This is a genomic window from Kitasatospora setae KM-6054, from assembly GCF_000269985.1.
GTDB lineage: Bacteria > Actinomycetota > Actinomycetes > Streptomycetales > Streptomycetaceae > Kitasatospora > Kitasatospora setae.
Genome location: NC_016109.1, coordinates 7,956,489 through 7,981,550 on the forward strand (window position 1 = coordinate 7,956,489; position 25,062 = coordinate 7,981,550).

Consider the following 25,062-nt stretch of genomic DNA (forward strand, 5'->3'; position numbering starts at 1 on the left):
TCTCGGGCCGTCCCGGTCAGGGCGGTCCGGCGGTGCCCGGCCGTCGGCCGGACCCGGGCTGGCCGGGCGGTCCCTGGGCGAGCAGCAGCAGTGGTGCGGGGGCGAGGATCTCCACCTTCCGGGTGCCGGTGCGCACCAGGCCCTGGTCGCGCAGCAGCCGGAGCGCCTTGGCCACCGCCTCGCGGGTGGCACCGACGGTGGCGGCGAGGTCGTCCTGGGCGAGCTGCACCACCGCCGCGCCGCCGTTCCGGCCGGGCCGGGAGGTGGCGTCGGTGCCGGAGAGCTCGATCAGGCGGCGGGCGAGCCGCTGGACCACGGTGAGCGAGGCCAGCGCGGACCGTTCCCGGTCGGAGTCCCGCAGCCGGGAGGCCAGTTGGGTCATCACCCGGCTGCCGGCCCGGGGGTTCTCGGCCAGGAAGCGGCGGAACCCCTCCCCGGGGACCACCAGCGCCTGCGCCGCGCCCAGCGCCTGCACGGTGGCGCTGCGCGGGCGCTGGTCCAACGCGGCGAGCTCGCCGAGGAGTTCGTCCGGCCCGCGGAGTCCGAGGACCAGCCGGGTGGCGCCCCGGTCGACGGCGGTGAAGACCATCGACCAGCCGGTCAGGATCAGCAGCACGTGGGTGGTGCGGTCGCCCTCGGAGAACAGGTGCTCCCCCGGGGCGAAGGACCGGGCGGTCCCCAGTGCGGTGAAGGCCTCCAGGTCCTGGACGGTGAGAGTGCGGGCGAACGGAAGGTCGCCGCCGAGCAGCCCCATGCCACCCCCCCTGGTGATTGCTGAAGGCCTTGTTCCGGTCCGACGTGGGGAGAGCGTAGACCCGTCGGAGGTGGATTTCGGCCAGCTCTCGCGCCGGGACGTCGTGCTGGTGCCAGAGTGACGGGTGTGACTGCTGGGACGTTCCGAGCCCCCCGTCGCCGGGTGCCGTGGCGGCGCCGGAACCGCAGGTCGGGGCCGGTTCGGTGGGGATTCCGGGCAGGCTTCGGAAACGATTCGGACATCTCTTGGCAACGACGTGATGTACGGCCCGAATGCGCCGGCGCGCGCTCCGCGCGCGAACCGGCGGACGCCGGAGTGAACCCTTATTTCCCTGAAGGAAAACGAAGTTGACGAACCATCAGGAATCCGTCGGGTGCGCCTGCCGCCGAGACCCCGGAACGCCTGCTCAGCGGAGTGGGTGCGCTCGCCGGCGGTGCGGCCGCCGGCCGTCCGTTCGCCCCCGAACCTCCGGAAAGGCGTCCTTCCCGCATGGCGATGTTCGTGCACCTGACCTCGGCGGCCGACGCGCCGCGCATCCGGCGCTCGCGGATCCGCACCGCCCCGCAGGTCGTCGGCTGGCGCTACCGGCCCGGCTCGCACGGCACCCGCCCCTGCACCTGCACCGGCGGCCGCGGCCGGTAGCGGGGACGGCCCGGCGGAGCAGACTGGACGGGGGCGGACCGATGAGTCCGCCCGCCCCGGTCCGTCCGTACATCCGACAGGACCCCCCACCCCCCCGGGAGCACACCATGGGCCTCATCGACATCGAGCTGTTCACCACCCTCGACCTGGTCGGGCAGGCGCCCGGCGGCCCCGAGGAGGATCCGGCGGACGACTTCGCGTTCGGCGGCTGGCAGGCCCCGCTGATCGACGAGGTCTCCGGGGCGCAGGTCGACGCCGCGTACGAGGGCACCGACGCGCTGCTGCTCGGGCGGCGGACGTACGACATCTTCGCCGCCTACTGGCCGAACGCCGGGGAGAACCCCTTCGCCGAACTGTTCAACCGCATCCCGAAGTACGTCGCCTCGCGCGGCGAGCCCGAGCTGACCTGGGCCGGGTCCGAACTGCTCGGGCCGGACCTGCCCGCCGCCGTGCGGGAGCTCCGCGACCGGCACCAGAAGGTCAAGGTGGTCGGCAGTCTGGACCTGGTGCAGACCCTGCTGCGGGAGAAGCTGTTCGACCGGCTCGACCTGTGGGTCCACCCGATCGTCCTCGGCAGCGGCAAGAAGGTGTTCGCCGACGGTGCCGTCCCCACCAGCCTCGCGCTGCTCGAACCGCCCGCCGCGAGCCCGCGCGGCACCGTCCTGCTGCGCTACGGCCTGGTCGAGGGCGTCCCGGCGACCGGCGACATGAGCGAGCTCCAGGACTGAGAAGGCGTTGGGTCGGCTGATGACTACCGGTTGTCGAGGCCGTCGGCGAGGCGGCGTGCTGCTTCGGTCTCGACGGGGCCGCGTGGTTTGATCTCCTCTCCGGCGAGGCGGGCGGCCATGAGCCGGATCACGGCGACCTTGATCATCGCTTCGGCGTGCGCGGTCTCGCGCCCGTGGTCCCGGACCAACCGTCCGCACCGTCCCGGTCAGGAGCGTGTCCGCTCCACCACCCACCTGCGGGGCAGCACCCGGAAGCCTTTCACATCCGCGTTGCGCGGCACCGTCCGGGCGGCGGAGAACGCGGTCACCGACTACCACGACCTGATGAACGCCCGGCTGCGGCAGTTCGAGCACCTGGTGGCCGGTGAACTGCCCGTCCTGCGCGCCGACCTGGGGCTGGACGTGGCCGCCTGCCGGGGCCTGGACGAGTACGTCCGCGGCCTGCGGTACCGGATCGTCGGGCAGTTCGACTTCCACCGCCGCACCGCCCGCTACCGCCCCGAGGAGCAGCGGCACCAGCCGGCCGTCGCCCGCCGCGCCCCGCTCTGGCCCGTTCCGGCCGGTTCGCCCTCGCCCGGTTCGCCCTCGCCCGGTTCGGTCCCGGCCGGCTTCGTCCCGCCGGGTGTGCCCCGACTGCCCGTTCACCGGATGGGGTGAATCCGGGAGCCCCCGTTGCCAGTCGTGGCGCCGGGGGCGGGTCGGGCCCGCCGGATGGTGACGCTCCGCATGTGAGTGAATGCGTGGCGCAGCCATCCGCGCAACCCCCGACGAAAGGGCGCGACCATGCCCACGGCCACCCGCAAGACGACGACCGCGGCGCTCCGGCGGGCGGTCGTCGCCGCCGTCACCGCCGTCGTGCTGGGCAGCTGTCCGGCGCTCGCCGCGCCGGCGGCCGGTGCCGGACCGAACCGGGCCCCGGCCGGACCGGGGCCGGCCGAACCGGTGCCGACCGTCTTCTTCGGCGACTCGCTCGCCGCCGGGTTCGGCATCGCCCCGGTCAGCCCGGACGGCGACGGGCCGTTCTGCTTCCGGGCGGTCGCCAACTACCCGGCGGTCGCCACCCGGCTGCTGGCCGAGCGGGGCGTCCCGCTCGACGTCCGGGCGGACGTCTCCTGCTCGGGCGCGGCCGTCCACGACTTCTGGACGCCGCAGCCGCTCGCCGCCGACCGGCGGGCCGCGCCGCAGCAGGACGCGCTCGCCCCGGACACCCGGCTGTTGGTGGGCAGCGTCGGCGGCAACACGCTGAGCTTCGGCCGGGTCCTCAAGCAGTGCTCCGCCACGCTCCGGGCGGGCTCGCTGATGCCGGGCGACCCGGTCGACCCGGACCAACCCGCCGCCGACTGCCGGGAGTTCTTCGAGGAGGGGGCCGGCCGGGAGTGGCTGGAGGGGCGCTTCGTCCAGGTCGAGGCCGAGCTGACCGAACTGCTCGTCCGGGCCCGCCTCGCCGCACCGGGCGTCCGGACCGTCCTGGTCGGCTACTCCCGGATGGTGCCCGCCGACCCGGCCGCCTGCCTGACCCCGGCCCCCGGTCAGGACGCGCTCCCGTTCGCCGACATCCCGCCGGACGCGCTGCCGTTCATCGACCGGGTCCAGCGCCGGCTGGACGACCTGACCCGGCGGGTCGCCGAGGCCGGCGGCGCCGCGTACGTCGACCTCTACGACCGCACCGGGGACAGCACCGCCTGCGCCGGCCCCGACCGGGGCGTCGGCGGCCTGCTGGAGGACTCCGAACTCGGCCCGGACGGGCGGCGGATCCCCTGGTACGTGCACCCCAACGAGCGGGGCCGCGACCTCCAGGCCGAGCAGGTGGCCGCCGCGGTCGAGCCGCTGCTCGGCCGCGCCGCTCGTTAGCGGCCCCGGCCCCGCGCCGGCCCCGGCCCCGTGCCGGCCCCGCGCCGGAGCCGGGGCCCGCGCCCGGTCGGCCTCAGGACACCCGGAAGCGGTTGATCGCGCCGAGGTGCCGGGCGCGCAGCTCGTGGTCGGTGACGCCGAGGCCCTCGGTGGGGGCCAGGCCGAGGACGCCGACCTTGCCCTGGTGGAGGTTCTGGTGGACCTCGAAGGCGGCCTGGCCGGTCTCCTCCAGCGGGTACACCTTCGACAGGGTCGGGTGGATCTTCCCCTTGGCGACCAGCCGGTTGGCCTCCCAGGCCTCGCGGTAGTTGGCGAAGTGCGAGCCGACGATCCGCTTCAGTGACATCCACAGGTAGCGGTTGTCGTACTGGTGCAGGTAGCCGGAGGTGGAGGCGCAGGTGACGATGGTGCCGCCCTTGCGGGTGACGTAGACGGAGGCGCCGAAGGTCTCCCGGCCGGGGTGCTCGAAGACGATGTCGACGTCCTCGCCGCCGGTCAGCTCGCGGATCCTGGCCCCGAAGCGCTTCCACTCGCGCGGGTCCTGGTGGTGCTCGTCCTTCCAGAACCGGTAGTCCTCGGCGGAGCGGTCGATGATCGCCTCGGCGCCCATCGACCGGCAGACCTCGGCCTTCCGCGGGTTGGAGACCACGCAGATCGGGGTGGCGCCGCCGGCCAGCGCGAGCTGCGTGGCGTACGAGCCGAGGCCGCCGCTGGCGCCCCAGATCAGCACGTTGTCGCCCTGCTTCAGGCCGGCGCCGTTGCGCGAGACCAGCTGCCGGTAGGCGGTGGAGTTGACCAGGCCCGGGGAGGCGGCCTCCTCCCAGGTCAGGTGGGCGGGCTTGGGCATCAACTGGTTGGCCTTGACCAGGGCGAGCTGGGCCAGGCCGCCGAAGTTGGTCTCGAAGCCCCAGATCCGCTGCTCCGGGTCCAGCATCGTGTCGCCGTGTCCTTCGGCGGACTCCAGCTCGACCGACAGGCAGTGCGCGACGACCCGGTCGCCGGGCCGCCAGCGGTTCACGCCGGGGCCGGTGCGCAGCACCACGCCCGCCAGGTCGGAGCCGATGACGTGGTAGGGGAGGTCGTGGCGCCTGGCGGACTCGCTCAGCCGCCCGTAGCGCTCCAGGAAATGGAAGGTCGGCAGCGGCTCGAATATCGAGGACCACACCGTGTTGTAGTTGATGGAGCTGGCCATCACCGCGACGAGGGCCTCGCCCGGGCCCACCTCCGGAGTCGGGACGTCTTGCAGGTGAAGGGACTTGCGTGGATCCCTGTTCGCCGTCGCCATGCCGTCGAACAGGCCGACGTCCTGCTTTCTGAGAACGCACCCGCGGTAGCTCTCCGGAATTCTGAGCGCGGCGAAGTCCCGGCCTTCCGCGTCTTCGGAAAGGACGGCGCTGACAATCTCGTTCACGGTGGGAGTTCCTCTGCTGTGGACCTCGGCAAGGAAAGTAGGCGAAACCGCGCGACTTCTTTGTCGGCACAGGGGTCCGCCCTGCGGCCCGAAACCCCTCGTGGTGCTCCGGCGGGAACCGGCCGGGCGGGCGGTGCCTGGGCGACGGGTCTCCAGATCGGTGTGACTGTACGTCAACTGCGTGACCCAGTGGGTGCTTCCGGGAGCCGGCGCGAAGACTTTCGGACAGTCTCCGGGGGGCGCGAGACGGCTCCGTGCGGGGTCGTCGGGATGGTGCGGGGGGCGGGCCGCAAGATTTCCGCCAATTTCCCGGGGATTAATGAGTTTTTCTCGTCGGACAAATGTTTGGCGGGCCGGAGGGTCGGGTAATGGTGATCTTGCCGCGCATGGCCGAAACGCCTCCCCCGTGGCCCGAATCCACACGATGCGCATTGTGTTTGAGTGCGATTGGCATTGATCAATTGATGTGGACAGATCGAACGGGGTCATCTAATATCCGGGGTTGGCGGGCCTTCCGGGCCCTGTCGGCCCGTGATGTTACATGGCACCCATCATTGACGACCGGGGGAGCGATATGCCCAATCCTGCCGTGTGGAACGTCGTTTTTGACGCCGGAAGTGACGCCGGTATCGTGCTCGCCGCCGATTTCCCGGTGACCGGCCGCAACGAGGGCGGGTTCGCGGAACTGCTGCCCCACCTGAATCCCGACTTCTCGCTCTGGCAGACGGTCGCGCCGGTCCGCGCCCCCGAGACGGGTGCCCCGCCCGAGGAGTACCTGGCGGCCTGGCTCTCCGAGATCGAGGCGTCCGGCCGGGTGGTCCGGGCGGTCATGGGCTACTGCGCGGGATCCGTGTTCGCGGGCGCCCTGGCCGAGAAGCTCGCCGAGCGCCAGGCCGTCGCCCCGGCGGTGATCGTGTTCGATCCCGAGCTGGTCGACGTGCCCACCGCCCACCTGCAGTTCGGGCGGGTGGTCGGCAACATGACGGCGATCCTGACCGAGGCGGAGATCGCCGAGCTGGCCGGGACGGCCGAACTGCTCGCCGCCAAGCCGGGCATCGAGCCGACCGAGTTCGCGGCCGAGCTGTACGCGGTGTTCACGCCGATCGGCCGGGGAGCCCTGCTCCGGGCGGGGCTGGCCGAGGACTACGCCGACGAACTGGTCGCCATGGTCGGCTCGTTCATGGCCTACCTGTGCGCCGCCTCCGGCCTCGACCCGCGGCCGGGCTGGGCGCGCGCCACGGTGGTCACCTCCGGGAGCGAGCGCAGCGGCCTGAACCGGATGCGCACCACGCCGGGGGTGGCGCCCATCGTCATCGCGGACGAGCACCGCTTCGAGGTCGAGCACCGCGACCTGCTGCGCACCCCCGCCGTGGCCGAGACCGTGGCCGGCCTGCTCGCCGCCCGGCCGGAGGGGGGAGCGTGAGCCCCGGCGTTCCGGTCGGGGCCGTTCGCGCGTCCCGCAAGGAGACCGCCCTGTGGCTGCTCGACGAGCTGGTCCCGGACAGCGGTGCCAACAACCTGTCGCTGGGCCTGCGGGTGCGCGGCCGCCTCGACGCCGCCGCCGCCGCGCAGGCCACCGCGCTCCTGCTGGAGCGCTTCGAGGTGCTGCGGACGGTCTTCCACCGCGCGGACGCCGAGCTCACCAGATCCGTCCCGGCCGCGCAGGCCGTGCACCTGGAGGAGGCCGACCTCGGCGAGGAGGGGGAACGCGCCGCCCTGACCGCCTTCGTCGCCCGCCCCTTCCGCGCCGACGGCAGCCCGCTGGTGCGGGCCCTGCTGCTGCACGGACCGGATCACGACGTGTACTGCCTGGCCCTCCACCACGCCGTCTCGGACGTCCAGTCCACGGCGATCCTGCGCGCCGAGTTCGTCACGCTCTACGAGGCGGTGCTCGCCGGCGGGGCCCCCGCGCCGGTCGAGGTGCCCGCCTGGCACGAGCCGGGTCCGTCCGAGGAGAGCCGCCGGTACTGGGCCGAGACCATGGCCGGATTCCGTTCCTCCGGGCTGGAGCTGTGGTGCGAGCGCGCCGAGCAGCAGCCGGTCACCACACTGCGGGGCGACGAGGTGACCCACGTGCTGTCCCCCGAGGCCCTCGGGGTGGTGCGCCGCCTCCAGCGGGAGTTGCGGGCCCCGGAGTCGGTGGTCCTGCTCACCGCCTACGCGGTCCTGCTCGCCGCCCACGGAGCCGGCCCGGACCTGACCGTCGGTTCGCCGGTGAACTCCCGCACCCGGGAGGCGGCGGACGCGGTCGGCTACCACAGCAACCTGGTCACGCTGCGTCTGACGCTCGACCGGGAGGCGAGCTTCCGGGACCTCGCGGCGCTAGCCCGCCGCACCTTCCTGGAGGCGATGGCCCACCAGGACGTGTCCGCCGACGACCTGCTCGACGTCGTCCAACGGGACGGCTCCGGCTGGCGCAACGTGCTGTTCAAGCACGTCTTCAACTACGTCCCCTACGTCGAGGACCAGCGCGCCTTCACGGTCGCCGGGGCCGACGCCGAACTCGTCGTCGTGGAGAACGGCTTCAGCCAGTTCGACCTGGAGTTCTTCGTCTCCTCCAGCAAGGACAAGGCCACCGTGCGCGCGGCGTTCTACACCGGCGCGCTGGACCGGTCCGACGTCGAACTGATGGTCAGCCGCTACGACGCCCTGCTGGTCGCGGTAGGCGCCGCACCGGACGCGCCGATCGCCTCGCTGCCGACCTGGTCGGAGCGGGACCGCGCGGTCATCGACGCCGCCAACGCGACCGACCGCGCCGTCGAACCGCCGTCGGTGCTCGCGGGCTTCGCCCGGCGCGCCGCCGCCGAGCCGCAGGCGCCGGCCGTCCGGGACGGCGACAGCGTGGTGACGTACGGCGCGCTGTGGTCGGCCGCCGTCGACACGGCCGCCCGGCTGACCGGGGCCGGCGTGCGGCGCGGTGACGTCGTCGCCCTGCTGCTGCCGCGCGGCGCGGCCCTCGCGGCCGCGGTCTTCGGCACCTGGCTCGCGGGCGCGGCCTACCTGCCGCTCGACCCGAACCACCCCGAGGAGCGGCTGGCCCACCAGCTCGACGACGCGGGCGCCCGCACCGTGATCGTCGGCGCGGGGACCACGCCGCCGCCCGGCCCCCGCCCGGTGGCCGCGCCCGACTGCGCCACGGCCCCCGAGGTGCCGGTCGACCCGGCCGCCGTGACCGCCGGGCCCGACGACCTGGCCTACCTGATCTACACCTCGGGCTCGACCGGCCGCCCCAAGGGCATCCCGATCCCGCACCGCAGCCTGGTCAACCACGTCGTCGACTACGCCGAGCGGTTCGGCGTGGCCGGGTCCCCCCGGCCGACCGGCTGGCTGAGCACGTACAGCTTCGACACGTCCTCGCTGGAACTGATGATGCCGCTGCTGCACGGCGGCCACACGGTGGTGCTCCCCGACGAGGCGCGCACCGACGGCGCCCTGCTCGCGGCGGCCGTCACCGCCCACGACATCGGCTTCCTCCAGGCCACCCCGACCACCTGGCGGCTGGTCGTCCGCGAGGACGCCGAGCTGACGGCCGGCCGGACCGTCCTGAGCGGCGGCGAGCCGCTGCCCGCCGAGCTGGCCGACACGCTGCTCGCGGCCGGGGCCGACCTCTGGAACGTCTACGGCCCGACCGAGAGCACGATCTGGGCGACGGCCGGCCGGATGACCGCCCCCCGCACCGGCCGGGTGGACGTCGGCGCGCCCGTCGCCAACACCCGGATCTTCATCGCCGACCCGTACGGCCGCCCGCTGCCGATCGGCCTGCGCGGCGAGCTCTGCGTGGCCGGGATCGGCGTCGCGGAGGGCTACCACCGGCGGCCCGAGCTGACCGCCGAGCGCTTCGGCGAGAACGCCGAGTACGGCCGCTTCCACCGCTCCGGGGACATCGGCCGCTGGCGCCCGGACGGCCGGATCGACCTGTACGGCCGGACCGACCGCCAGGTCAAGCTGCGCGGCAACCGGGTGGAACTGGCCGAGGTGGAGGCCGTGCTGGCCGGACACCCCGACGTCGAGGCGGCGGCCGTGGTCGTCGTCGGCGACCCCGGGGCGGACGGTTCGCTGGCGGCGTTCGTCCGGGTGCCCGGCCGGCCCGAGGCCGTCGACGAACTCTGGGACCACGCGCACAAGTCGCTGCCCCGCTCGGTGATACCGCACCGGTTCGTCGCGGTGGACGCCTTCCCGCGCACCGGCAGCGACAAGGTCGACTACCTGGCCCTCACCGACCTCGCGGCGAAGGACCGGGCCCCGGCCGCCGCCGGCCCCGCCGCGGCCACCGACGACGAGCTGACCGCGACGATCACCGCGCTCTTCGCCGAACTGCTGGAACGCCGGGACCTCCACCCCGGGGCGAACTTCTTCGCCAGCGGCGGGCACTCGCTGCTGGCGGTCGTGCTCGCCCAGCGGATCCGGGACCTCACCGGCGTCCGGCTCGCCCTCACCGACATGTTCGAGAACCCGACCCCCGCCGCGCTGGTCGACCGGCTGCGCCGGACCGCCTGACCGGACCCCCCGACCGGACCCCGAAGGAGCCACACCCCATGGAGATCCTCAAGCTGGCCGTCAGCGGCTGGTTCGCCCGCGCGCTGGCCGTCGCCGCCCGGCTGGAGATCGCGGACGTTCTCGGCGACGGGTCGATGACCGCCGCCGAACTGGCCAAGCGCACCGAGACCGACCCCGACGTGCTGTACCGGCTGCTGCAGATGCTCACCGTCCCGGGCATCCTGGAGCGGGACGGCGACGCGTTCCGGCTCGCCGAGGCCTACGCGCCGCTCCGGGCCGACCACCCGTTCACCCAGCGCCACTTCGCGATCCTCTCGGCCGAGCTGTACGACGACGCCTTCGCCGGCCTGATGCACACCGTCAAGACCGGCCGCTCCGGATTCCAGGAGGTGTTCGGGGAGTCGCTGTACGCCTACCTGGAGACCCACCCGGAGACCGCCGAACTGTTCGACCAGGGCATGATCGACCTGGCCGCGCCGGTCGCCCACTGCCTGGTCCAGCAGCACGACTTCAGCGGTGCCGCGACCGTCGTCGACGTCGGCGGCGGCAGCGGCGGCCTGCTCCCGGGCATCCTCGGCGCCCACCCCGGGCTCAAGGGCGTCGTCGCCGACCGGGCCAGCGTCTGCGCCCGCGGCACGGCCGCCCTCGGCCGGGTCCGCGACCAGGAGGTGCTCGACCGGATCAGCTACGTGCCGAGCGACTTCTTCGCGTCCGTCCCCGCCGGGGCCGACCGCTACCTGCTGAAGAACGTGCTGCACGACTGGACGTACGACAACTGCGTGCGCATCCTGCGGACCGTCGCCACCGCGATGGCCGAGAGCCCGGCCGACGCCCGGCTGCTCGTGCTGGAGCCGCTGGTGGAGAACGACATCGACGGCTGGCGCGCGATGTTCCAGGCGGTGGCGTGCGACGAGGGCACCCTCGGCCTGGACGAGCCGGCGATGCGCCGGGCCCTGGAGGAGGGCGGCTTCACCGTCGCGTCGGTGACCCAGCTGCCCACCGGCCACAAGGTCCTCGAAGCCGCCCTGCGGGCCGCCTGACCATGCTCACACCGGTCTTCCTGTTCGCGGGCCAGGGCTCCCAGTACCACGGCATGGGCAAGTGGCTCCACGGGGCCGACGCCGTGTTCCGGGAGACCCTCGACTCCCTGGACGCCGTCGTCCGCGACCTCCGGGGCGACTCCGTGGTCGCCGCCATCCACGGCGGCGGCCACGGCCCCGAGCGGCCGATGACACGGCTGTCGCTGACCCAGCCGGCCATCTTCATGGTCGAGTACGCCCTGGCGCGGATGCTGCGTTCGCACGGCTTCGAGCCGGCGGCGGTGCTCGGCGCCAGCCTGGGCGAGGTCGCGGCCGCCGCGGTGGCCGGCATGGTCGACCCCGAGGAGTGCCTGGCCTCCCTGCTGCGGCAGGTGGAGCTCTTCGAGGCGGAGTGCCCCCGCGGCGGCATGCTCGCGGTGCTCGCCGACGTCGGCCTCGCCCGGCGGGACCCCGTCCTCGCCCGCGCGCACGTGGCCGCGGTGAACTCGCCGGAGAACTTCGTCCTCGCCTCGACGGCCGCGGAACTGGACCGGATCGAGCGCCACCTCCAGGCCGCCGGCACGCTCTGCCAGCGGCTGCCCGTGCTCTACCCCTTCCACTCGCCGCTGATCGACCCGATGGAGGGCGCCTTCAAGGACCTGGTCGGCTCGCTGACCACCAGGCCCGCGACGACACCGCTGATCTCCGGAACCACCGGGGCGGCCGTGCGGATCATCGACCCGAACCACCTGTGGCGGGTGCTGCGCGACCCGTTCGACCTGACCAAGGCGCTCGGCCCGCTGCTGGCCCGGGACGACCTGCTCTTCCTGGACCTCGGCCCGTCCGGGTCGATGGCCAACCTGGTGCGCGCGGCCCTGCCGAAGGGCAGCTCGTCCCGGGTCATGCCGCTGCTGTCCCCGTACGCCCGCGAGGAGGTGCTCCACCGGGCCGTGCTCGACGCGCGCCCCGCCCTCGCCACCCCCGCCCGACGAACCGAGGTGACACCCGTGACCGCTCCGACGGCCGTGCCCGCCCGACCCGCCGTCGACACCGGGCCGCCCGACGCCGGCCCGGGGACGCTCGAGGTCTGGGTCTTCCCCGGACAGGGCGCGCAGGCCAAGGGCATGGGCCGGGAGCTGTTCGACCGCTACCCCGAGCTGGTGGCCAGGGCCGACGCCGTGCTCGGCTACTCCGTCCGCGAACTGTGCCTGGAGGACCCGGGCCGCAACCTGCGCGACACCCGGTACACCCAGCCCGCGCTGTACGTCGTCAACGCGCTCGGCTGGCTGGCGGCCGTCCAGGAGGGCGGCCGGCTGCCCGACTACGTCCTCGGCCACAGCCTCGGGGAGTTCGTCGCGCTGTTCGCCGCCGGGGTGTACGACTTCGAGACCGGACTGCGGCTGGTCGCCGAGCGCGGCCGGCTGATGGGCGAGGTCACCGGCGGCACGATGGCCGCGGTCTCCGGCGTGGACGCCGGGCTCGTCCGGCAGGTGCTCCGGGACCACGCCCTCGACGAGCTCGACCTCGCCAACGACAACGCGCCCACCCAGACGGTGATCGCCGGCCCGGTCGAGGCGGTCGACCGGGCGCTGCCGCTGCTCAAGGAGGCGGGCGCCCGCTGCGCACCGCTCAACGTCAGCGCGCCGTTCCACAGCCGCTACATGGCGCGGGCCGCCGAGGAGTTCGGACGGCTGCTGGACGCCACCCCCTTCGCCGCCCCCAAGATCCCGGTGATCGGCAACGTCGAGGCCAGGCCCTACCGGGCGGGCGAGGTGGCCGCCACGCTCCGCCGGCAGATCGTCTCGCCGGTCCGCTGGACGGACAGCGTCCGGCTGCTCATGGCGCTGGGCGACTTCCGGGTGCGGGAAATCGGCCCCGGGCAGGTGCTGACCAAGCTGATCGACCGGATCCGGAACGAGGCCGCCCCGCTGCCGGCCGCGGAGCTCCCGGCCGGGGAGGTCCCGAGCAGGGAGGCCCCGATCGCGGAGGTCCCGGCCGTGGCGGCGCGGGCCGCCCGGGGCCCCGGTGAGCTGGGGTCGGCGGCCTTCCGCCGCGACTACGGGGTCCGCCTCGCCTACGCCGCGGGCGGGATGCGCCTCGGCATCGGCTCGGTCGACCTGGTCGCCCGGATGGCGCGGGCCGGTCTGCTCTCCTTCTTCGGCGCCGCCGGGCTCCCCGCGGCCGAGGTGGGCGCGGCCGTGGCCCGGATCCGGGACCTCGCCCCGGCCGGCGCGCCGTTCGGCGTCAACGTCACCCACGACCCGTTCGACCCGGGAGCGGAGGACGAGCTGGTCGACCTGCTGATCCGGCACGACGTCCGGTTCGTGGAGGCCGCCACGCACGTGGAGGTGACGCCCGCGCTGGTGCGGCACCGCCTCACCGGGGCCCGGTCGCGGCCGGACGGCACCGTCCACGTGCCCCGCAGGCTGCTGGCCAAGGTGACCCGCCCGGACACGGCGCGCCTGTTCCTCTCGCCGCCGCCCGCCGCGCTCGCCCGGCAGCTGGTGGCGGAGGGGCTGCTCACCGCCGAGGAGGCGGCGGTCGGCGAGCGCGTCGCGCTGGCGGACGACGTCTGCGCGGTCGGCGACGCCGGCGACCACTCGGACCTGGCGGCGCTGTGGGCGCTGCTGCCCTCGCTGCGCCGACTGCGCTCGGAGCTCGGGGGAGTCGCCCGGGCCGTGCGGATCGGCGCCGGCGGCGGCATCGGCGCACCGGAGTCGGCGGCCGCGGCCTTCGTCCTGGGCGCCGACTTCGTCCTCACCGGCTCGGTCAACCTGTGCACGGCCGAGAGCGGCATCAGCCCGGCCGCCAAGGACCTGCTGCAGCAGGCCGACGTGCACGACACGGCGTTCGCGCCGTACGGCGGCCTGTTCGAACTCGGCGGCCGGGCCCGGGTGTTCCGCCGGGGCGTGCTGTTCCACGCCAGGGCGGCCAAGCTCTACGACCTGTGGCGCAACCACGACTCCTGGGACGCCGTGCCCGGCGCGGTGCGCGCCAAGGTGGAACGCGACTACCTCGGCGCCCCGTTCGACGAGGTGTACGCGCGGCTCGGCCACCCCGCCGGACCCGGCACCGACCCCAAGCGGCGGATGGCGCTGGTCTTCCGCTGGTACTGCGCGCAGGCCAGTGCCTGGGCCATCGAGGGCACCCCGGACCGGGTCGCCGACTACCAGATCCCCTGCGGCCCGGCGCTGGGCGCCTGCAACCGCTGGCTGGAGCACACCCCGCTGCGCGACTGGCGGGAGCGCCACGCCGACGAACTGGCCGACCGCCTGATGACCGAGGCCGCCGCCGTCGGCGCCGCCACCGCCACCGCTGCCACCGCTGCCGCCTGACCCGCCGCGATCCACCGTGCCGACCCGGCCGCCTGACCCGGCCCGATCGAGACGCCGAACGAGGAGCGAGCTGACCCCATGACCGACACCGCCGTGCCCGAGCACCCGCACGACGCCGACGGACCCGCCGCAACCAGCGGACCGGACCCGTTCGCCAGCGAGTTCGACCTGTCCGACCCGGCGTTCATCACCGACCCCGCGGCGGGCGAACGCTGGCTCTCCGGCCCCCGCCCGGTCTGCCGCGGCAAGTTCGCCGACGGCAGCGACATCTGGGTGGCCACCGGCTACCAGGACGTCAGGAAGGTCCTGGGCGAGCCGACCCTGCGCAGCCGCCCGCCGGGCGACTCCCACCGGCAGAGCATGCTCAGCCGGGGCGTCCCCGAGGACATCGTCGACATGTTCGACTCGACCCTGCTGACCATGGACGGCGCCGACCACATGCGGGTGCGCCGGCTCGTCACCCGGGCGCTGTCCGCGCGCCGGATGCAGGCGCTCTCCCCGGCGATCGCCCGGGTGGCCGAGCGCCTGCTGGACGGCCTGGCGGCCGAGCCCGAGCCCGACCTGATCGCGCACTACGCCCACCCGCTGGCCATCATCGTGATCTGCGAACTGCTCGGCGTGGACGAGGAGTACCGCGAGCAGTGGCGCGAGTGGAGCGAGACGCTGGCCCAGGCCCTGCGGCCCGACCCCGAGCAGTTCGCCCCGGCCGTGCGCGGCATGGCCGGCGTGACCCGCAAGCTGATCGACGCCCGCCGGGCCGCGCCCAGGGACGACCTGATCTCCGAGCTCGTCGAGGCGCAGGAGGACGACAGCGAGCGGCTGAACGACGACGAGCTGGTGGCCCTGGCCATGGTCCTGGTGCAGGCCGGCCACGAGACGGTCCGCAACCTCATCGCGCTCGGCGCCCTCGCCCTGCTCCAGCACCCCGACCAGCTGCGGCTGTTCAAGGAGAACCCCGGGATCGGCGACCGCGCGGTGGCCGAACTGGTGCGCCACACCGCGCCGGTGAAGCACACCTTCCGGCGCTTCGCCACCGAGCCGGTCGAGATCGGCGGAGTGACGGTGCGGCCGGGCGAGGCCGTCCAGGTGGTGCTGGCGGCCGCCAACCGCGACCCGGCGGAGTTCGAGCACCCGGAGCGCCTGGACCTCACCCGCGAGCACAACCCGCACCTCGGCTTCGGCCGCGGCGCCCACTACTGCCTGGGGGGCAGCCTCGCCCTCATCGAGGGTGAGATAGCCCTGACCAGCCTGTTCGACCGGTTCCCCGACCTGCGGCCGGCCGTCGACCCGGCGGAGATCGCGCCGCGCTACCTGCTCGCCATGCAACGGTTCCCGGTGCTGCTGTCACCGGAGGAAGAGAAGTGATGAGCGACGCCACCCCCACCCCCACCCCCACCCCCGTCCCCACCGTCGACGGCCACCCGATGCGCCGGGGCGGCTGTCCCTTCGACCCGGCCGTGGGGCTCGCGGAGCTGCGCGCGGAGCACCCGGTCGCCCGGATGGTGTTCCCGGACGGGCACACCGGCTGGCTGGTCACCGGCTACGACGAGGTCCGCCGCCTGCTGACGGAGCGCCGGATGAGCTCGCGCGGGGAGATCCTCCGCTCGCCCATCCCGCTGCCGATGGCCTCCTCCGGGATGGCGATCCCGCCGGGGATGTTCACCGCGATGGACCCGCCGGAGCACACCCGCTACCGGCGCCAGGTCGCCTCCTGGTTCTCGGCCCGCCGCACCCGGACCCTGGAACCGTGGATGACCGAGCTGGTGGACCGCCACCTCGACGCGATGCTCGCCCACGAGGGGCCGGTCGACCTGGTCGAGGCGTTCGCCGAGCCGGTGGCCGTCGCCGCGATCTGCGAGCTGCTCGGGGTGCCGACCGACCAGCGCGAGGAGTTCGGCAAGGCCGTCCAGGCGCTGTTCACCGTGCACTCCAGCGCCGAGGAGGCGATCTCGGGCTGGCAGAACATCGGCGCCGTGCTGGCCCGGCTGGTCCGGACGAAGCGCGCCGAGCCCGCCGACGACATGCTCGGCACGCTCGCCGCCGGGGGCGACCTCAGCGACGAGGAACTCGCCACGATCGGCAGCGTGCTGCTGGTCGCCGGCTACGACACCAGCCTCAACATGATCGGCCTGGGGACCTTCGCGCTGCTCGAACACCCGCAGCAGTACGCCGCGCTGGCCGCCGACCCGGAGGGGCTGGCCCCCAAGGCCGTCGAGGAGCTGCTGCGCTACCTGACCGTCGTCCACGGGGGCGCGATCCGCGCGGCCGGCGAGGACCTGGAGTTCGACGGGCACCGGATGGCGGCCGGCGACGCGGTCTCGATGTCGCTCGCCGCGGCCAACCGCGATCCCGCGCTCTGCGCCGACCCGGACCGGCTGGACATCACCCGGGAGCCGGTGCCGCACCTGGCCTTCGGCTACGGCATCCACCAGTGCGTCGGGCAGCAGTTCGCCCGGCTGGAGCTGCGGATCGCCTTCGAACGGCTGGCCGCCCGGCTGCCGGAGCTGCGCCTCGCCGTCCCGGCCGAGCAGGTCCGCACCCGCGCCGAGATGATCATCTACGGCGTCCACGAGCTGCCGGTGACCTGGTGAACGGGGAGACCATGCTGTACCGCGAGATGCTCAAGTCCAAGATCCACCGGGCGACGGTGCGCCAGGCGGACCTGCACTACGTCGGCTCGATCACCATCGACGCCACCCTGATGAAGGCCGCCGACCTCTGGCCCGGCGAGAAGGTCGACGTCGTCGACGTCGACAACGGCGCCCGCCTGAGCACCTACGTCATCGAGGGCGAGGCGGACAGCGGGATCATCGGCATCAACGGCGCCGCCGCCCGGCTCATCAGCCCCGGTGACACGGTCATCATCATCGCCTACGCCTCGATGGCCGAGGAGCACGCCCGCTCGTACGAACCCAGCATCGTGTTCGTCGACGCGGACAACCGGCCCCTCGCGACCGGCACCGACCCGGCCGACGTGCCCGAGGGCTTCGGCCTGGTCCGCGGCGACACCGTCAGCGCGTGAGCGCCCCCGACCCGGCTCCCGGAGAACGCACATGACAGCCACACCCGAGATCATGACCGCCTTCACCAGCGGCCTCGCGGACATCAACCTCGACGAGTCCAGCACACCCCGCCAGGGCGGGAAGGCCGCGGGGATGAAGAAGGCCAGCGCCACCATCTACGACATGGCCGCCACCCTCTCCGGCGGGGGCGACCTGTGGAACTGGGGCATGTACGACGCCGGGATCGCCGAGGAGATCCGGGCCCTGTTGCCCGGGTTCGGCGAGCCGTGGACCGACGGCTTCAGCCAGCAGCTGTACTTCCTCGCCCTGCGCGACCTCCCGGTCGGGCTCGACGGCCTCGCCGGCCGGGACGTCCTGGAGGTCGGCTGCGGCATCGGGGGAGGACTGGACTTCCTCTCCAGGATCGTCCCCGGGGCCCGGATGACCGGCCTCGACCTGTCGCCCGTGGCCATCACCCGGGCCAACGCCACCCTCGCCCGGGGGGACAGCCTGCGGTTCGTCCACGGCGACGCCGAGGAACTCCCCTTCGAGGACGCCTCGGTGGACGTGCTCGTCAACATCGAGAGCTCGCACACCTACCCCGACCTCGGCAGGTTCCTGCGCGAGGTCGAGCGGGTGCTGCGCCCGGGCGGCCACCTCAGCCACATCGACGTGTTCACCCGCCAGCGGTACGCCGCCATGCGCAAGACCGCCGCGGAGATCGACGGGCTGGAGTGGACCACCGACCACGACATCTCCGCCGAGGTCCGCGCGGCGGTCCGGCGGCGGATGGCGCCGGGCAGCCACTTCCGCAAGAAGCTGGAACGCCAGCGGCTCAACCCGCTGATGCGCCAGATCGTGGCGCACAGCCAGATCCTGATGTTCGGCGGCATGTTCGCCGGCTACCGGCCGAACTCCACGATCCGGGCGCTCAGCCGGATCGGCGTGGTGCCGTGGATGAGCGGCCTGCCGATGGAGAGCTACCGCCACCAGATCGCCGTCCGCCGGTGACCCCGTCCGGCGGGGCGCCGGCCCCGGCGCCCCGCCACCGGACCCGGACCCGGGACAGGGCCCGGGACAGGGCCCGGGAAAGCCACCGGGAGAGGCACCGGGAGAGGGATCGAGAGGGGGAGACATGAACGCACGGCTGTTCGCCGTCGCCGCCGACACCGAGGACCGGCTCCGGGCGGTGCTGTCCGCGCATCGGGCCCGGGTCCTGGACGGGCACGACCTGCCGCCGCTGGCCCACTACTGCCGGGACGCCGCGCCCGGCTCCGCGCCCGGCCCGTACCGGCTCGCCTTCGCGGTCGAGTCGTACGAGGAGCTCGCCGGGCAGCTCGCCGAGCTGCTCGGCGGGCCGGGCGCGGAGCCGGGTACGGCGCCGGGCGGCGGGAGCCTCCCGGCGCCCGCCCCCGACCGGCCCTCCGGGCTGGTGTTCGTCTTCGCCGGCCAGGGCGCCCAGTGGTACGGGATGGGGCGCGAACTGCTCGCCACCGAACCGGTGTTCCGCGCGGCCCTGCACCACTGCGACCGGGAGGTCCGGGAGTTCGCCGGCTTCTCCGTCGTGGAGCAGCTCGGCCTGGACGGCCAGGAGTCCGGGCTGGGGGAGATCGAGGTCCTGCAGCCGACCATGGTGTCCCTGCAGATCGCCCTGGTGGCGCTCTGGCGCAGCTGGGGCGTGACGCCGGACGCGGTGGTCGGCCACAGCATGGGGGAGATCGCCGCCGCGCACACCGCCGGCGCGCTGTCCCGGCGGGACGCCCTGATGATCGCCTGCCGGCGCAGCGGCCTGCTGCGCCGGATCGTCGGCAAGGGGGCGCTGGCGACCACCGAGCTGCCGCCCGCGGAGGCCCACGCGGTGGCTGCGGCCAGCGGGGGCCGGATCAGCGTCGCCGGGGAGAACAGCCCCCGTTCGACGGTGCTGGCCGGTGACGCGGAGTCGCTCGCCGCGCTGGTCGAGGAGTTGGAGCGGCGGGACGTCTACTGCCGGGTGATCAAGGGCACGGTGGCCTCGCACAGCCACTACGTGGACGAGTTGCGGGACGACCTGAGGGTCGCGCTGCGTTCGCTGCGGCCGGGGCCGACACGGGTGCCGATGTACTCGACGGTCACGGCCGAGCCGGTGCCCGGCACCGAACTCGGCGCCGGCTACTGGATGCGCAACCTGCGGGAGCCGGTCCGGCTCGCCGCCGCGGTGGAGGGGCTGCACGCGGCGGGCCACGAGGTGTTCGTCGAGGTCAGCGCGCACCCGGTGCTGCTCAGCCCGATCCGGCAGACGCTGGAGCACGGGGAGCGGGCCGCCCGGCTGCTGCCCTCCGGCCGTCGGCGCGCCGAGCGCCGCTCGCTGCTCGACTCGCTCGGCGCGCTCCACCAGTGCGGGTTCCGGCCGGACTGGGCGGCGCTGTCCCCGCCCGCCGGGGCCGCACCGGCGCTGACGCCGTACCAGGCGGCCGTGGTGGACGCGGTGCGCCGGCCGCGACCGGTGCCGACCGGCGTCTGAGCGGGGTCTGAGCGGGCCGGGCCCGTCGACCGGCCCGCGAGGAAGGCAAGGGGGGCGGAAGGCCCCGCGTTCCGGGGCGGGGCCTTCCGCCGGTCCTCAGCCGGTGCTGCCCACGGGGGCGGCGAGCCGGTAGCGGTTGGACTCGCGGGCCAGCAGCCCGTCGTCGACGAGGGCGCGCCGCAGCGAGACGGCGTCCAGCGCGCCGCCCTCGCACCAGGGCCGCAGCTGGTCGGTCACCGCGCGCTCGTCGTAGTCGTCGCCGACGGCGAAGGTGCTCCGGGCGATGTGCCCGAGCACCGCGAGCCTCGCGTCGTCCTGCTCCGGGACGTCGACCAGGATCCCGCCGCGGATGTGCCCGCGCAGCTGCGGGTCGGGCTGGTCGGCCGCCGTCTCCTCGGCCACCCGCCGGGCGGCGGCCCCGGCGGCCTCGGCGAGGCCGGCCTCGTCCAGCGCCAGCGAGCCGCGGCCCTGGACCAGCAGCCCGCTGCGGACCAGCTGCCCGATGGCCTTGGCGGCCTGCGGTGCGGCGAGCCCCGAGGCGGAGAGGATCTCCGAGGAGGTCGTCGCGCCGAGGGCGAGCGCCGAGAACACCCGGCGCAGTACCGGGTCGCCCAGGTCGATGGCGAGTTGTTCGGGTGTCATGGGATAACGCGTCCTTTCCGAAGCGTGCCGGCCCGTGCGCCCGGCGCGGGCCGCTTCCCGGCCGGGAGTCAGCAGGGGGTCAGCGGCCCTTGCGCTTGATCTTGATCTTGGACAGGTCGGTGGAGACCGACCGGAGGTCCCGGTAGGTGCCCCCGAGCCCCTGGACGGCGGCCGCGGCCAGCTCCTCGGCCTGGCCCAGCACGAGCTCCTCGGTGTCGTCGTCGGTCGCCGGGATGAGGACGCGGAACGTGAAGGTGAGCAGGGCCGGCTCGTAGGTGACGGTGCCCTCCTCGGTGAACCGGGCCTTGAACAGGTCGTGGTCGCCGGCCTGGGCGACCAGGGAAGCCCGCTGTTCGTCCGTGAGCTCGGCGAACTTGCCGTGGGTGATGACCTGGTAGGTCGTGCCACTCATAACTGTGCTTCTCCAGGGTCTGGTTCGGGCACCGGTCCGCGTTCTGCGGTCCCGCGCAAGGGAATTGACCACATGTCAGTCGATGACAGGGCAGCGGGCCAGCCTAGCAGCCGGGGGCGAACAGCCTTCGGTCGCCGAGGCTCACGCCTGCCGCTTCTCCGGCCGGTGCGTCCGGTGCGGCAGCAGGAACAGCAGGCCGGTGACCAGCACCAGGGCGCCGGCCGCCCAGTACAGCGCCGTGCTGTAGGTGGCGATGAAGGTCTTGGACCGGATCTCGTCCAGGGTGTGGCCGATCGTCTTGGCGTCGGCGCCGGGGCCGGCGTCCTGGCTGGTGCCCGAGGTACTGGCGAGCAGCGTGGTGCAGCTCTCGGGCACCTTGGTCAGGTCGGCCTGGCCGAGCGAGTCGGTCGCGCAGGCGCGGATCGCCCCGGCCTGGGCCGGCGCCACCGCCCGGACGGTCGGGATCACCTTGTCGGCCTGCGGGCCCGCGTTGCTCGCCAGCGCGGAGAAGAAGATGCCGCCGATGATCGCCACACCGAGGGCCGCGCCGAGCTGACCGGTCGCGTTGATGATGCCGGACGCCGCGCCGGCCTCCTGCGGCTTGACCTCGCGCAGGATCAGGCCGGTCAGCGGGGCCATCAGCAGGCCCATGCCGGAGCCCAGCAGGAGCATGGAGGGGACGGCGTGCCAGGAGGTGATGCCGTCCCCGGCCCGGTTCGCGATCCAGGCGTAGGAGCCGACGCCGAGCATCATCGCCACGGCGCCCGCGACCAGGGTGTGCCGGCCGTACCGGGGGTGGAGCGTGCGCACCGCGATGGTGCCGACGATCGGGACCCCGAGCGAGAACGGGATCGCGGTCAGGCCGGTGTGCAGCGCCGACCAGCCCAGACCGCCCTGGAGGTAGAGCGTCCAGCTGAGGAAGAAGCCCGCCGGCACGGTGCTGAAGAGCATCTGCGCCGCGACGCCGGCGCCGAACGCGCGGACCTTGAACAGGGAGAGGATCACCAGCGGCGACCCGTCCTTGCGGGTCTTGTACCGCTCGTAGAAGACGAAGCCCACCAGGACCGGCACGGCGGCGACGAGGCAGATGATGCTCCAGGCGGGCCAGTCGAGCTCGCGGCCGAGCATGAGCGGGAGCATCAGCAGGAGCAGGCCGACGATCGCGAGCAGCATGCCGATCAGGTCCAGCCGCATCGCGTGCGGGGACTTCGACTCCCGCATCCACCGCGAGGCCCCGACCAGGGCGGCCACGCCGACCGGCAGGTTGACCACGAAGACGGCCCGCCAGCCGAGGTCGAACGGGCTCCAGTCGACCAGGACGCCGCCGAGGATCGGGGCGGCGACGATGGCCAGGCCGATCATGCCCGCGTACAGGGCGACGACGCGGCCGATCTCCTTCGGGTCGAAGCTGACGTGGATGATCGCCAGGACCTGCGGGACCATGATCGCGGCGGTCACGCCCTGGAGGATGCGGCCGCCGACCAGCATCTCGGAGCTCTGCGCGGCCGCGCACAGGGCGGAGGAGAGCACGAACCCGGCGACGCCGGTCATGAACATCCGCTTGCGGCCGAAGATGTCGCCGAGCCGGCCGCCGGTGATGAGGACGGCCGCGAACGCGAGGGTGTAGCCGGCGGTCACCGCCTGGACGACGACGGCCGACGCCCCGAGGTCGCTCTGCACGGTCGGGATCGCCACGGTGACGATGTTGACGTCCAACAGGTCCATGAAGGTGGCGACCAGCAGGACGGCCAGCGCGAGCCACCGCTTCGGGTCCGGCCCGGGGGCGTCGGAGGCGACGGGCGGTTCGGCAGTCGGCTGCGCCGCCTGCCCGGCCTTGCTGCTCATGGGTTCTTCTCCGGCTTCTCGGTCGGTGGCGTCCGGCCTTCGGCGGTCGGACGCCCGGGGGACGGGCGGGGGGCCTCGTCGGTGGGCCCGGGGTTCCGGGCGAGCGCGCTCCACGAGCGCATCAGCAGTTCGACGGCGTTCGCGACGGTGTCGATGTCGCTGTCCTCGGGGGAGATCACGCGCTGGATGGACAGTCCGTCGCCCAGCGCGTGCACGACGAGGGCCAGGAACTCGACCGGGGCCGGGGGGGCCACCGAGCGGGCGGCGAAGCCCTGTTCCAGCGCCTGGGTGAGCGCGGCGCGCGAACGCCGTTCGCGGTCGGCGAGCATCGGCAACAGCTCCGGGTCGCGCAGGCCGTAGAGCCAGAGCTCGGTGCGCAGGGAGAGCCAGCTGCCGAGGGTGGTGTCGCGCCGGCGGTACCAGGAGCGCATGTGGTCCATCAGGTCGTCGAACGACCCGGCGTCCCGGCTGAGCTCCTGTATCTCCTCCAGCTCGTGCTGGGTGCGCTGCTCCAGCAGGGCGAGGACGAGCTCGTGCTTGCCCTCGAAGTTCCCGTAGAAGGCACCGCGGGTGTAGCCGGCGCGCTCGACGATCTGCTCGACCGAGGTGCCGCTGACACCGTGCTCGGCGAAGAGTTCGGCCGCGGCCCGCAGCAGCTGTTCGCGGGTGAGTTCCCGGCTCTGCTGCCGGGTGAGCCGCCTGGTGATGGTGATCGCCTCCTGATGCGCCGTCGGATACAGGACTGTATCTCAATGCGGTGGTGTATCTGAAATGGATTCCGGAACGACGAAGGGCTGCCGCCGCCCCCGGGGGGAGGCGGCGGCAGCCCGAGGGCGGCCGGTGGGACGGGGTGCGGGGTCAGCGCACGAAACGGCGCATCAGCCGGTCGAGTTCCGCGGCCGGGTCGGCGGTGATGCCGCCGTGCACCGGGCTGGGCTGGACGATCGCGCTGCGCGGCGCGGTGAGCCAGCCGAAGCGGGTCCGGGCCGGGCCGCCGGCGGCGGGGCCGGCGGCCCGGTCGCCGGTGCAGATCGCGCGGATCGCCTCCAGGGCCCCCGCGACGGCCGCGACGTCGACCTCCGGGTCGAGGGCGCGCAGCCGCGCCTCGTCGAGGTGGATCGCGGCGGCCAGGTAGTCGGCCTCCTTGCAGTACAGCAGCGCGCCGACGTTGATCCGCTCGCCCCGGTCGACGCGGGGGACGGCGTGCAGCAGCGCGTAGTCGAACCCGACGGACGGGGCCGTCCCGGCGCTCATGCCGGCCACCAGCCGCGCTCGCCGGCGCAACGGGCCAGCAGGTAGTCGCAGTAGCGCGCCCGCAGCACGTCGGGTTCGAGGCCGTTCGCGGAGTTCATGCCCAGCAGGAAGTGGTCGGGGACCAGCCCGACCACCTCCTCCACGGTCTCGCGGGTCACCAGGGCGGCCAGTTCGGCGTCCAGGTCCCGGAGCTTCCCGTCGGAGAGCTCGGCCACCGGCTCGCTCAGGACGTGGGAGTCCATCGGGTACTTGCGCTGGGCCCAGGCGTCCACGGCCGGCCACGAGTGCTGGAAGATCAGCGCGGCGCCGTGGTCGATCGCCCACAGCTTCCGGTGCCAGATCAGCAGGTTGGGATTGGACCAGGTGCGGTCCACGTTGGCGGTGAGCGCGTCCAGCCAGTAGATCCGGGCGGCCTCCTCGGCCGGCGGCTGCCAGGTGATGCCGTCGTAGTTCACCGAGCCGGGCAGGAAGTCCATGCCCAGGTTCAGGCCGGTGCTCGCGAGCAGGAGCTGCTGGACCTCCTGGTCCGCCTCGCGGCGGGCCAGTTCGGGGTCCACGTCGAGGAGGACCAGTTCGGGGACCCGGATGCCCAGGCGCCGGCCGAGCTCGCCGCACACGACCTCGGCGACCAGGGCCGCGCTGCCCTGCCCGGCCCCCCTGAACTTGACCACGTAGGTGCCGTCGTTGTCGGCCTCGACGATGCCGGGGAGCGATCCGCCCTCGCGCAGGGCGGTCACGTACTGGGTGCCTTTCACGTTCCGTAACATGCTGCGCACCCTAGCCCGGGGCGGCGGTGTGCTCCAAGGCGCTGGCTGAATCCTCGTCACCCACAAGGGAGTTCGCCCCCTGGTGGCCGACCCGGGCCCGGCGGCCCCGGTCCGGCGGGCGTGGCTGGATCCTCGCCCCCGCCGATGGTTTCCGGCCGATCTCCGGGTGGCCCCGGCCGGGCCCCCGCGGGCGGTGGCGGCCGGACCCGCCGGGGCGGCGGCCGGACCGGCGGCCGGACCGGCCGCCGCGGCCGCCACCGCGCCGGATCCCGGCGGAGGGCGAAATGCTCGGGCATCGATGGAGGGAGCGCCGGAATTCGCTGGTGAGGGCGCGGGGAGGGGAAGATTGAAATCGCCGGAATGAAATCCGCCGAAGTGGGGAACCCCGCGCCCGGCCCGTGAA

The 25,062-nt window shown here is 73.9% G+C and carries 22 protein-coding genes and 1 pseudogene; 13 read left to right on the forward strand and 10 right to left on the reverse strand.

Going from position 1 to position 25,062, the window contains the following annotated elements; all coding sequences use genetic code 11:
- Positions 1–16: 16 nt before the first annotated feature.
- Complete coding sequence (locus tag KSE_RS34805; protein WP_014140085.1) at positions 17–754, reverse strand: Crp/Fnr family transcriptional regulator; 738 nt, start codon at positions 752–754, stop codon at positions 17–19.
- Positions 755–1,243: 489 nt separating this feature from the next.
- On the opposite strand from KSE_RS34805, the gene KSE_RS46420 reads away from it, so the two are divergent.
- A complete protein-coding gene (locus KSE_RS46420; protein ID WP_407927460.1) occupies positions 1,244–1,396 on the forward strand; it encodes a hypothetical protein in 153 nt (50 codons plus the stop codon).
- Between the two features lie 107 nt (positions 1,397–1,503).
- A complete protein-coding gene (locus tag KSE_RS34810) occupies positions 1,504–2,124 on the forward strand; it encodes a dihydrofolate reductase family protein (RefSeq protein ID WP_014140086.1) in 621 nt (206 codons plus the stop codon).
- A 23-nt stretch (positions 2,125–2,147) separates the two neighbouring features.
- Here KSE_RS34810 and KSE_RS46525 read toward each other — a convergent pair whose 3' ends face one another.
- The gene (locus tag KSE_RS46525) at positions 2,148–2,312 is read right to left on the reverse strand and encodes a hypothetical protein (RefSeq protein WP_014140087.1); all 165 of its coding nucleotides are present in this window, start codon (positions 2,310–2,312) and stop codon (positions 2,148–2,150) included.
- An 82-nt stretch (positions 2,313–2,394) separates the two neighbouring features.
- Here KSE_RS46525 and KSE_RS34815 point away from each other — a divergent pair, with 82 nt between their 5' ends.
- Positions 2,395–2,781, forward strand: a complete 387-nt coding sequence (locus KSE_RS34815; protein WP_014140088.1) for a hypothetical protein — start codon at positions 2,395–2,397, stop codon at positions 2,779–2,781.
- 126 nt (positions 2,782–2,907) lie between these two features.
- Positions 2,908–3,975: an SGNH/GDSL hydrolase family protein gene (locus KSE_RS34820; protein WP_014140089.1), complete on the forward strand. Its 1,068-nt coding sequence runs from the start codon at positions 2,908–2,910 to the stop codon at positions 3,973–3,975.
- 73 nt (positions 3,976–4,048) lie between these two features.
- On the opposite strand, the gene ccrA is transcribed toward KSE_RS34820, so the two are convergent.
- Positions 4,049–5,386: a crotonyl-CoA carboxylase/reductase gene (gene ccrA / locus KSE_RS34825; protein WP_014140090.1), complete on the reverse strand. Its 1,338-nt coding sequence runs from the start codon at positions 5,384–5,386 to the stop codon at positions 4,049–4,051.
- A 631-nt stretch (positions 5,387–6,017) separates the two neighbouring features.
- On the opposite strand from ccrA, the gene KSE_RS42485 reads away from it, so the two are divergent.
- From KSE_RS42485 to KSE_RS34870, 9 genes are all read left to right on the forward strand, one after another.
- Complete coding sequence (locus KSE_RS42485; RefSeq protein WP_033257900.1) at positions 6,018–6,809, forward strand: hypothetical protein; 792 nt, start codon at positions 6,018–6,020, stop codon at positions 6,807–6,809.
- Positions 6,806–9,883 carry a non-ribosomal peptide synthetase gene (locus KSE_RS34835; RefSeq protein WP_014140092.1) on the forward strand — a complete coding sequence of 1,026 codons (3,078 nt, stop codon included), beginning with the start codon at positions 6,806–6,808 and terminating at the stop codon, positions 9,881–9,883. The genes KSE_RS42485 and KSE_RS34835 overlap by 4 nt, the downstream gene beginning before the upstream one ends.
- A 38-nt stretch (positions 9,884–9,921) precedes the next feature.
- Positions 9,922–10,923, forward strand: a complete 1,002-nt coding sequence (locus KSE_RS34840; protein WP_014140093.1) for a methyltransferase — start codon at positions 9,922–9,924, stop codon at positions 10,921–10,923.
- A 2-nt stretch (positions 10,924–10,925) separates the two neighbouring features.
- A complete protein-coding gene (gene fabD, locus KSE_RS34845; protein WP_014140094.1) occupies positions 10,926–14,237 on the forward strand; it encodes an ACP S-malonyltransferase in 3,312 nt (1,103 codons plus the stop codon).
- A gap of 78 nt (positions 14,238–14,315) precedes the next feature.
- The gene (locus KSE_RS34850) at positions 14,316–15,602 is read left to right on the forward strand and encodes a cytochrome P450 family protein (protein WP_014140095.1); all 1,287 of its coding nucleotides are present in this window, start codon (positions 14,316–14,318) and stop codon (positions 15,600–15,602) included.
- Complete coding sequence (locus KSE_RS34855) at positions 15,602–16,828, forward strand: cytochrome P450 (protein WP_033257899.1); 1,227 nt, start codon at positions 15,602–15,604, stop codon at positions 16,826–16,828. The genes KSE_RS34850 and KSE_RS34855 overlap by 1 nt, the downstream gene beginning before the upstream one ends.
- A gap of 14 nt (positions 16,829–16,842) precedes the next feature.
- The gene (gene panD, locus KSE_RS34860) at positions 16,843–17,259 is read left to right on the forward strand and encodes an aspartate 1-decarboxylase (protein WP_033257944.1); all 417 of its coding nucleotides are present in this window, start codon (positions 16,843–16,845) and stop codon (positions 17,257–17,259) included.
- A 31-nt stretch (positions 17,260–17,290) separates the two neighbouring features.
- On the forward strand, positions 17,291–18,250 hold the full coding sequence (locus KSE_RS34865; protein ID WP_014140098.1) for a class I SAM-dependent methyltransferase: 960 nt from the start codon (positions 17,291–17,293) through the stop codon (positions 18,248–18,250).
- A gap of 124 nt (positions 18,251–18,374) precedes the next feature.
- Complete coding sequence (locus KSE_RS34870; protein ID WP_014140099.1) at positions 18,375–19,739, forward strand: acyltransferase domain-containing protein; 1,365 nt, start codon at positions 18,375–18,377, stop codon at positions 19,737–19,739.
- Positions 19,740–19,835: 96 nt separating this feature from the next.
- Here KSE_RS34870 and KSE_RS34875 read toward each other — a convergent pair whose 3' ends face one another.
- The 7 genes and pseudogenes from KSE_RS34875 to KSE_RS34900 form a co-directional block, all read right to left on the reverse strand.
- The gene (locus KSE_RS34875) at positions 19,836–20,381 is read right to left on the reverse strand and encodes a DUF2087 domain-containing protein (RefSeq protein WP_014140100.1); all 546 of its coding nucleotides are present in this window, start codon (positions 20,379–20,381) and stop codon (positions 19,836–19,838) included.
- 79 nt (positions 20,382–20,460) lie between these two features.
- Positions 20,461–20,793, reverse strand: a complete 333-nt coding sequence (locus KSE_RS34880) for a DUF6204 family protein (protein WP_014140101.1) — start codon at positions 20,791–20,793, stop codon at positions 20,461–20,463.
- A 141-nt stretch (positions 20,794–20,934) separates the two neighbouring features.
- Positions 20,935–22,638 (reverse strand): MFS transporter, encoded by a 1,704-nt coding sequence (locus tag KSE_RS34885; RefSeq protein ID WP_014140102.1) that lies wholly within the window; start codon positions 22,636–22,638, stop codon positions 20,935–20,937.
- On the reverse strand, positions 22,635–23,078 hold the full coding sequence (locus KSE_RS45305) for a TetR family transcriptional regulator C-terminal domain-containing protein (protein WP_014140103.1): 444 nt from the start codon (positions 23,076–23,078) through the stop codon (positions 22,635–22,637). The genes KSE_RS34885 and KSE_RS45305 overlap by 4 nt, the downstream gene beginning before the upstream one ends.
- Before the next feature lie 135 nt (positions 23,079–23,213).
- Positions 23,214–23,378 (reverse strand): annotated as a pseudogene (locus tag KSE_RS46265) (TetR family transcriptional regulator); the annotation flags it as partial.
- A 118-nt stretch (positions 23,379–23,496) separates the two neighbouring features.
- Positions 23,497–23,892 carry a DUF3037 domain-containing protein gene (locus KSE_RS34895; RefSeq protein WP_014140104.1) on the reverse strand — a complete coding sequence of 132 codons (396 nt, stop codon included), beginning with the start codon at positions 23,890–23,892 and terminating at the stop codon, positions 23,497–23,499.
- The gene (locus tag KSE_RS34900; protein WP_014140105.1) at positions 23,889–24,659 is read right to left on the reverse strand and encodes a HipA family kinase; all 771 of its coding nucleotides are present in this window, start codon (positions 24,657–24,659) and stop codon (positions 23,889–23,891) included. Before KSE_RS34900 ends, KSE_RS34895 begins: the two co-directional genes overlap by 4 nt.
- Positions 24,660–25,062: the final 403 nt, after the last annotated feature.

What these genes read in the sequence shown, in the direction of transcription:
- KSE_RS34855 (WP_033257899.1), top strand. Translation starts at nt 15,602, where the DNA reads ATGAGCGACGCCACCCCCACCCCCACCCCCACCCCCGTCCCCACCGTC.
- KSE_RS46420 (WP_407927460.1), top strand. Translation starts at nt 1,244, where the DNA reads ATGGCGATGTTCGTGCACCTGACCTCGGCGGCCGACGCGCCGCGCATC.
- KSE_RS34895 (WP_014140104.1), bottom strand. Translation starts at nt 23,892, where the DNA reads ATGAGCGCCGGGACGGCCCCGTCCGTCGGGTTCGACTACGCGCTGCTG.
- KSE_RS34850 (WP_014140095.1), top strand. Translation starts at nt 14,316, where the DNA reads ATGACCGACACCGCCGTGCCCGAGCACCCGCACGACGCCGACGGACCC.
- KSE_RS34810 (WP_014140086.1), top strand. Translation starts at nt 1,504, where the DNA reads ATGGGCCTCATCGACATCGAGCTGTTCACCACCCTCGACCTGGTCGGG.
- KSE_RS34875 (WP_014140100.1), bottom strand. Translation starts at nt 20,381, where the DNA reads ATGACACCCGAACAACTCGCCATCGACCTGGGCGACCCGGTACTGCGC.
- KSE_RS45305 (WP_014140103.1), bottom strand. Translation starts at nt 23,078, where the DNA reads ATGGACCACATGCGCTCCTGGTACCGCCGGCGCGACACCACCCTCGGC.
- KSE_RS34805 (WP_014140085.1), bottom strand. Translation starts at nt 754, where the DNA reads ATGGGGCTGCTCGGCGGCGACCTTCCGTTCGCCCGCACTCTCACCGTC.
- KSE_RS34900 (WP_014140105.1), bottom strand. Translation starts at nt 24,659, where the DNA reads ATGTTACGGAACGTGAAAGGCACCCAGTACGTGACCGCCCTGCGCGAG.
- KSE_RS34820 (WP_014140089.1), top strand. Translation starts at nt 2,908, where the DNA reads ATGCCCACGGCCACCCGCAAGACGACGACCGCGGCGCTCCGGCGGGCG.
- fabD (WP_014140094.1), top strand. Translation starts at nt 10,926, where the DNA reads ATGCTCACACCGGTCTTCCTGTTCGCGGGCCAGGGCTCCCAGTACCAC.
- KSE_RS34865 (WP_014140098.1), top strand. Translation starts at nt 17,291, where the DNA reads ATGACAGCCACACCCGAGATCATGACCGCCTTCACCAGCGGCCTCGCG.
- KSE_RS34870 (WP_014140099.1), top strand. Translation starts at nt 18,375, where the DNA reads ATGAACGCACGGCTGTTCGCCGTCGCCGCCGACACCGAGGACCGGCTC.
- KSE_RS34885 (WP_014140102.1), bottom strand. Translation starts at nt 22,638, where the DNA reads ATGAGCAGCAAGGCCGGGCAGGCGGCGCAGCCGACTGCCGAACCGCCC.
- KSE_RS34840 (WP_014140093.1), top strand. Translation starts at nt 9,922, where the DNA reads ATGGAGATCCTCAAGCTGGCCGTCAGCGGCTGGTTCGCCCGCGCGCTG.
- KSE_RS34880 (WP_014140101.1), bottom strand. Translation starts at nt 20,793, where the DNA reads ATGAGTGGCACGACCTACCAGGTCATCACCCACGGCAAGTTCGCCGAG.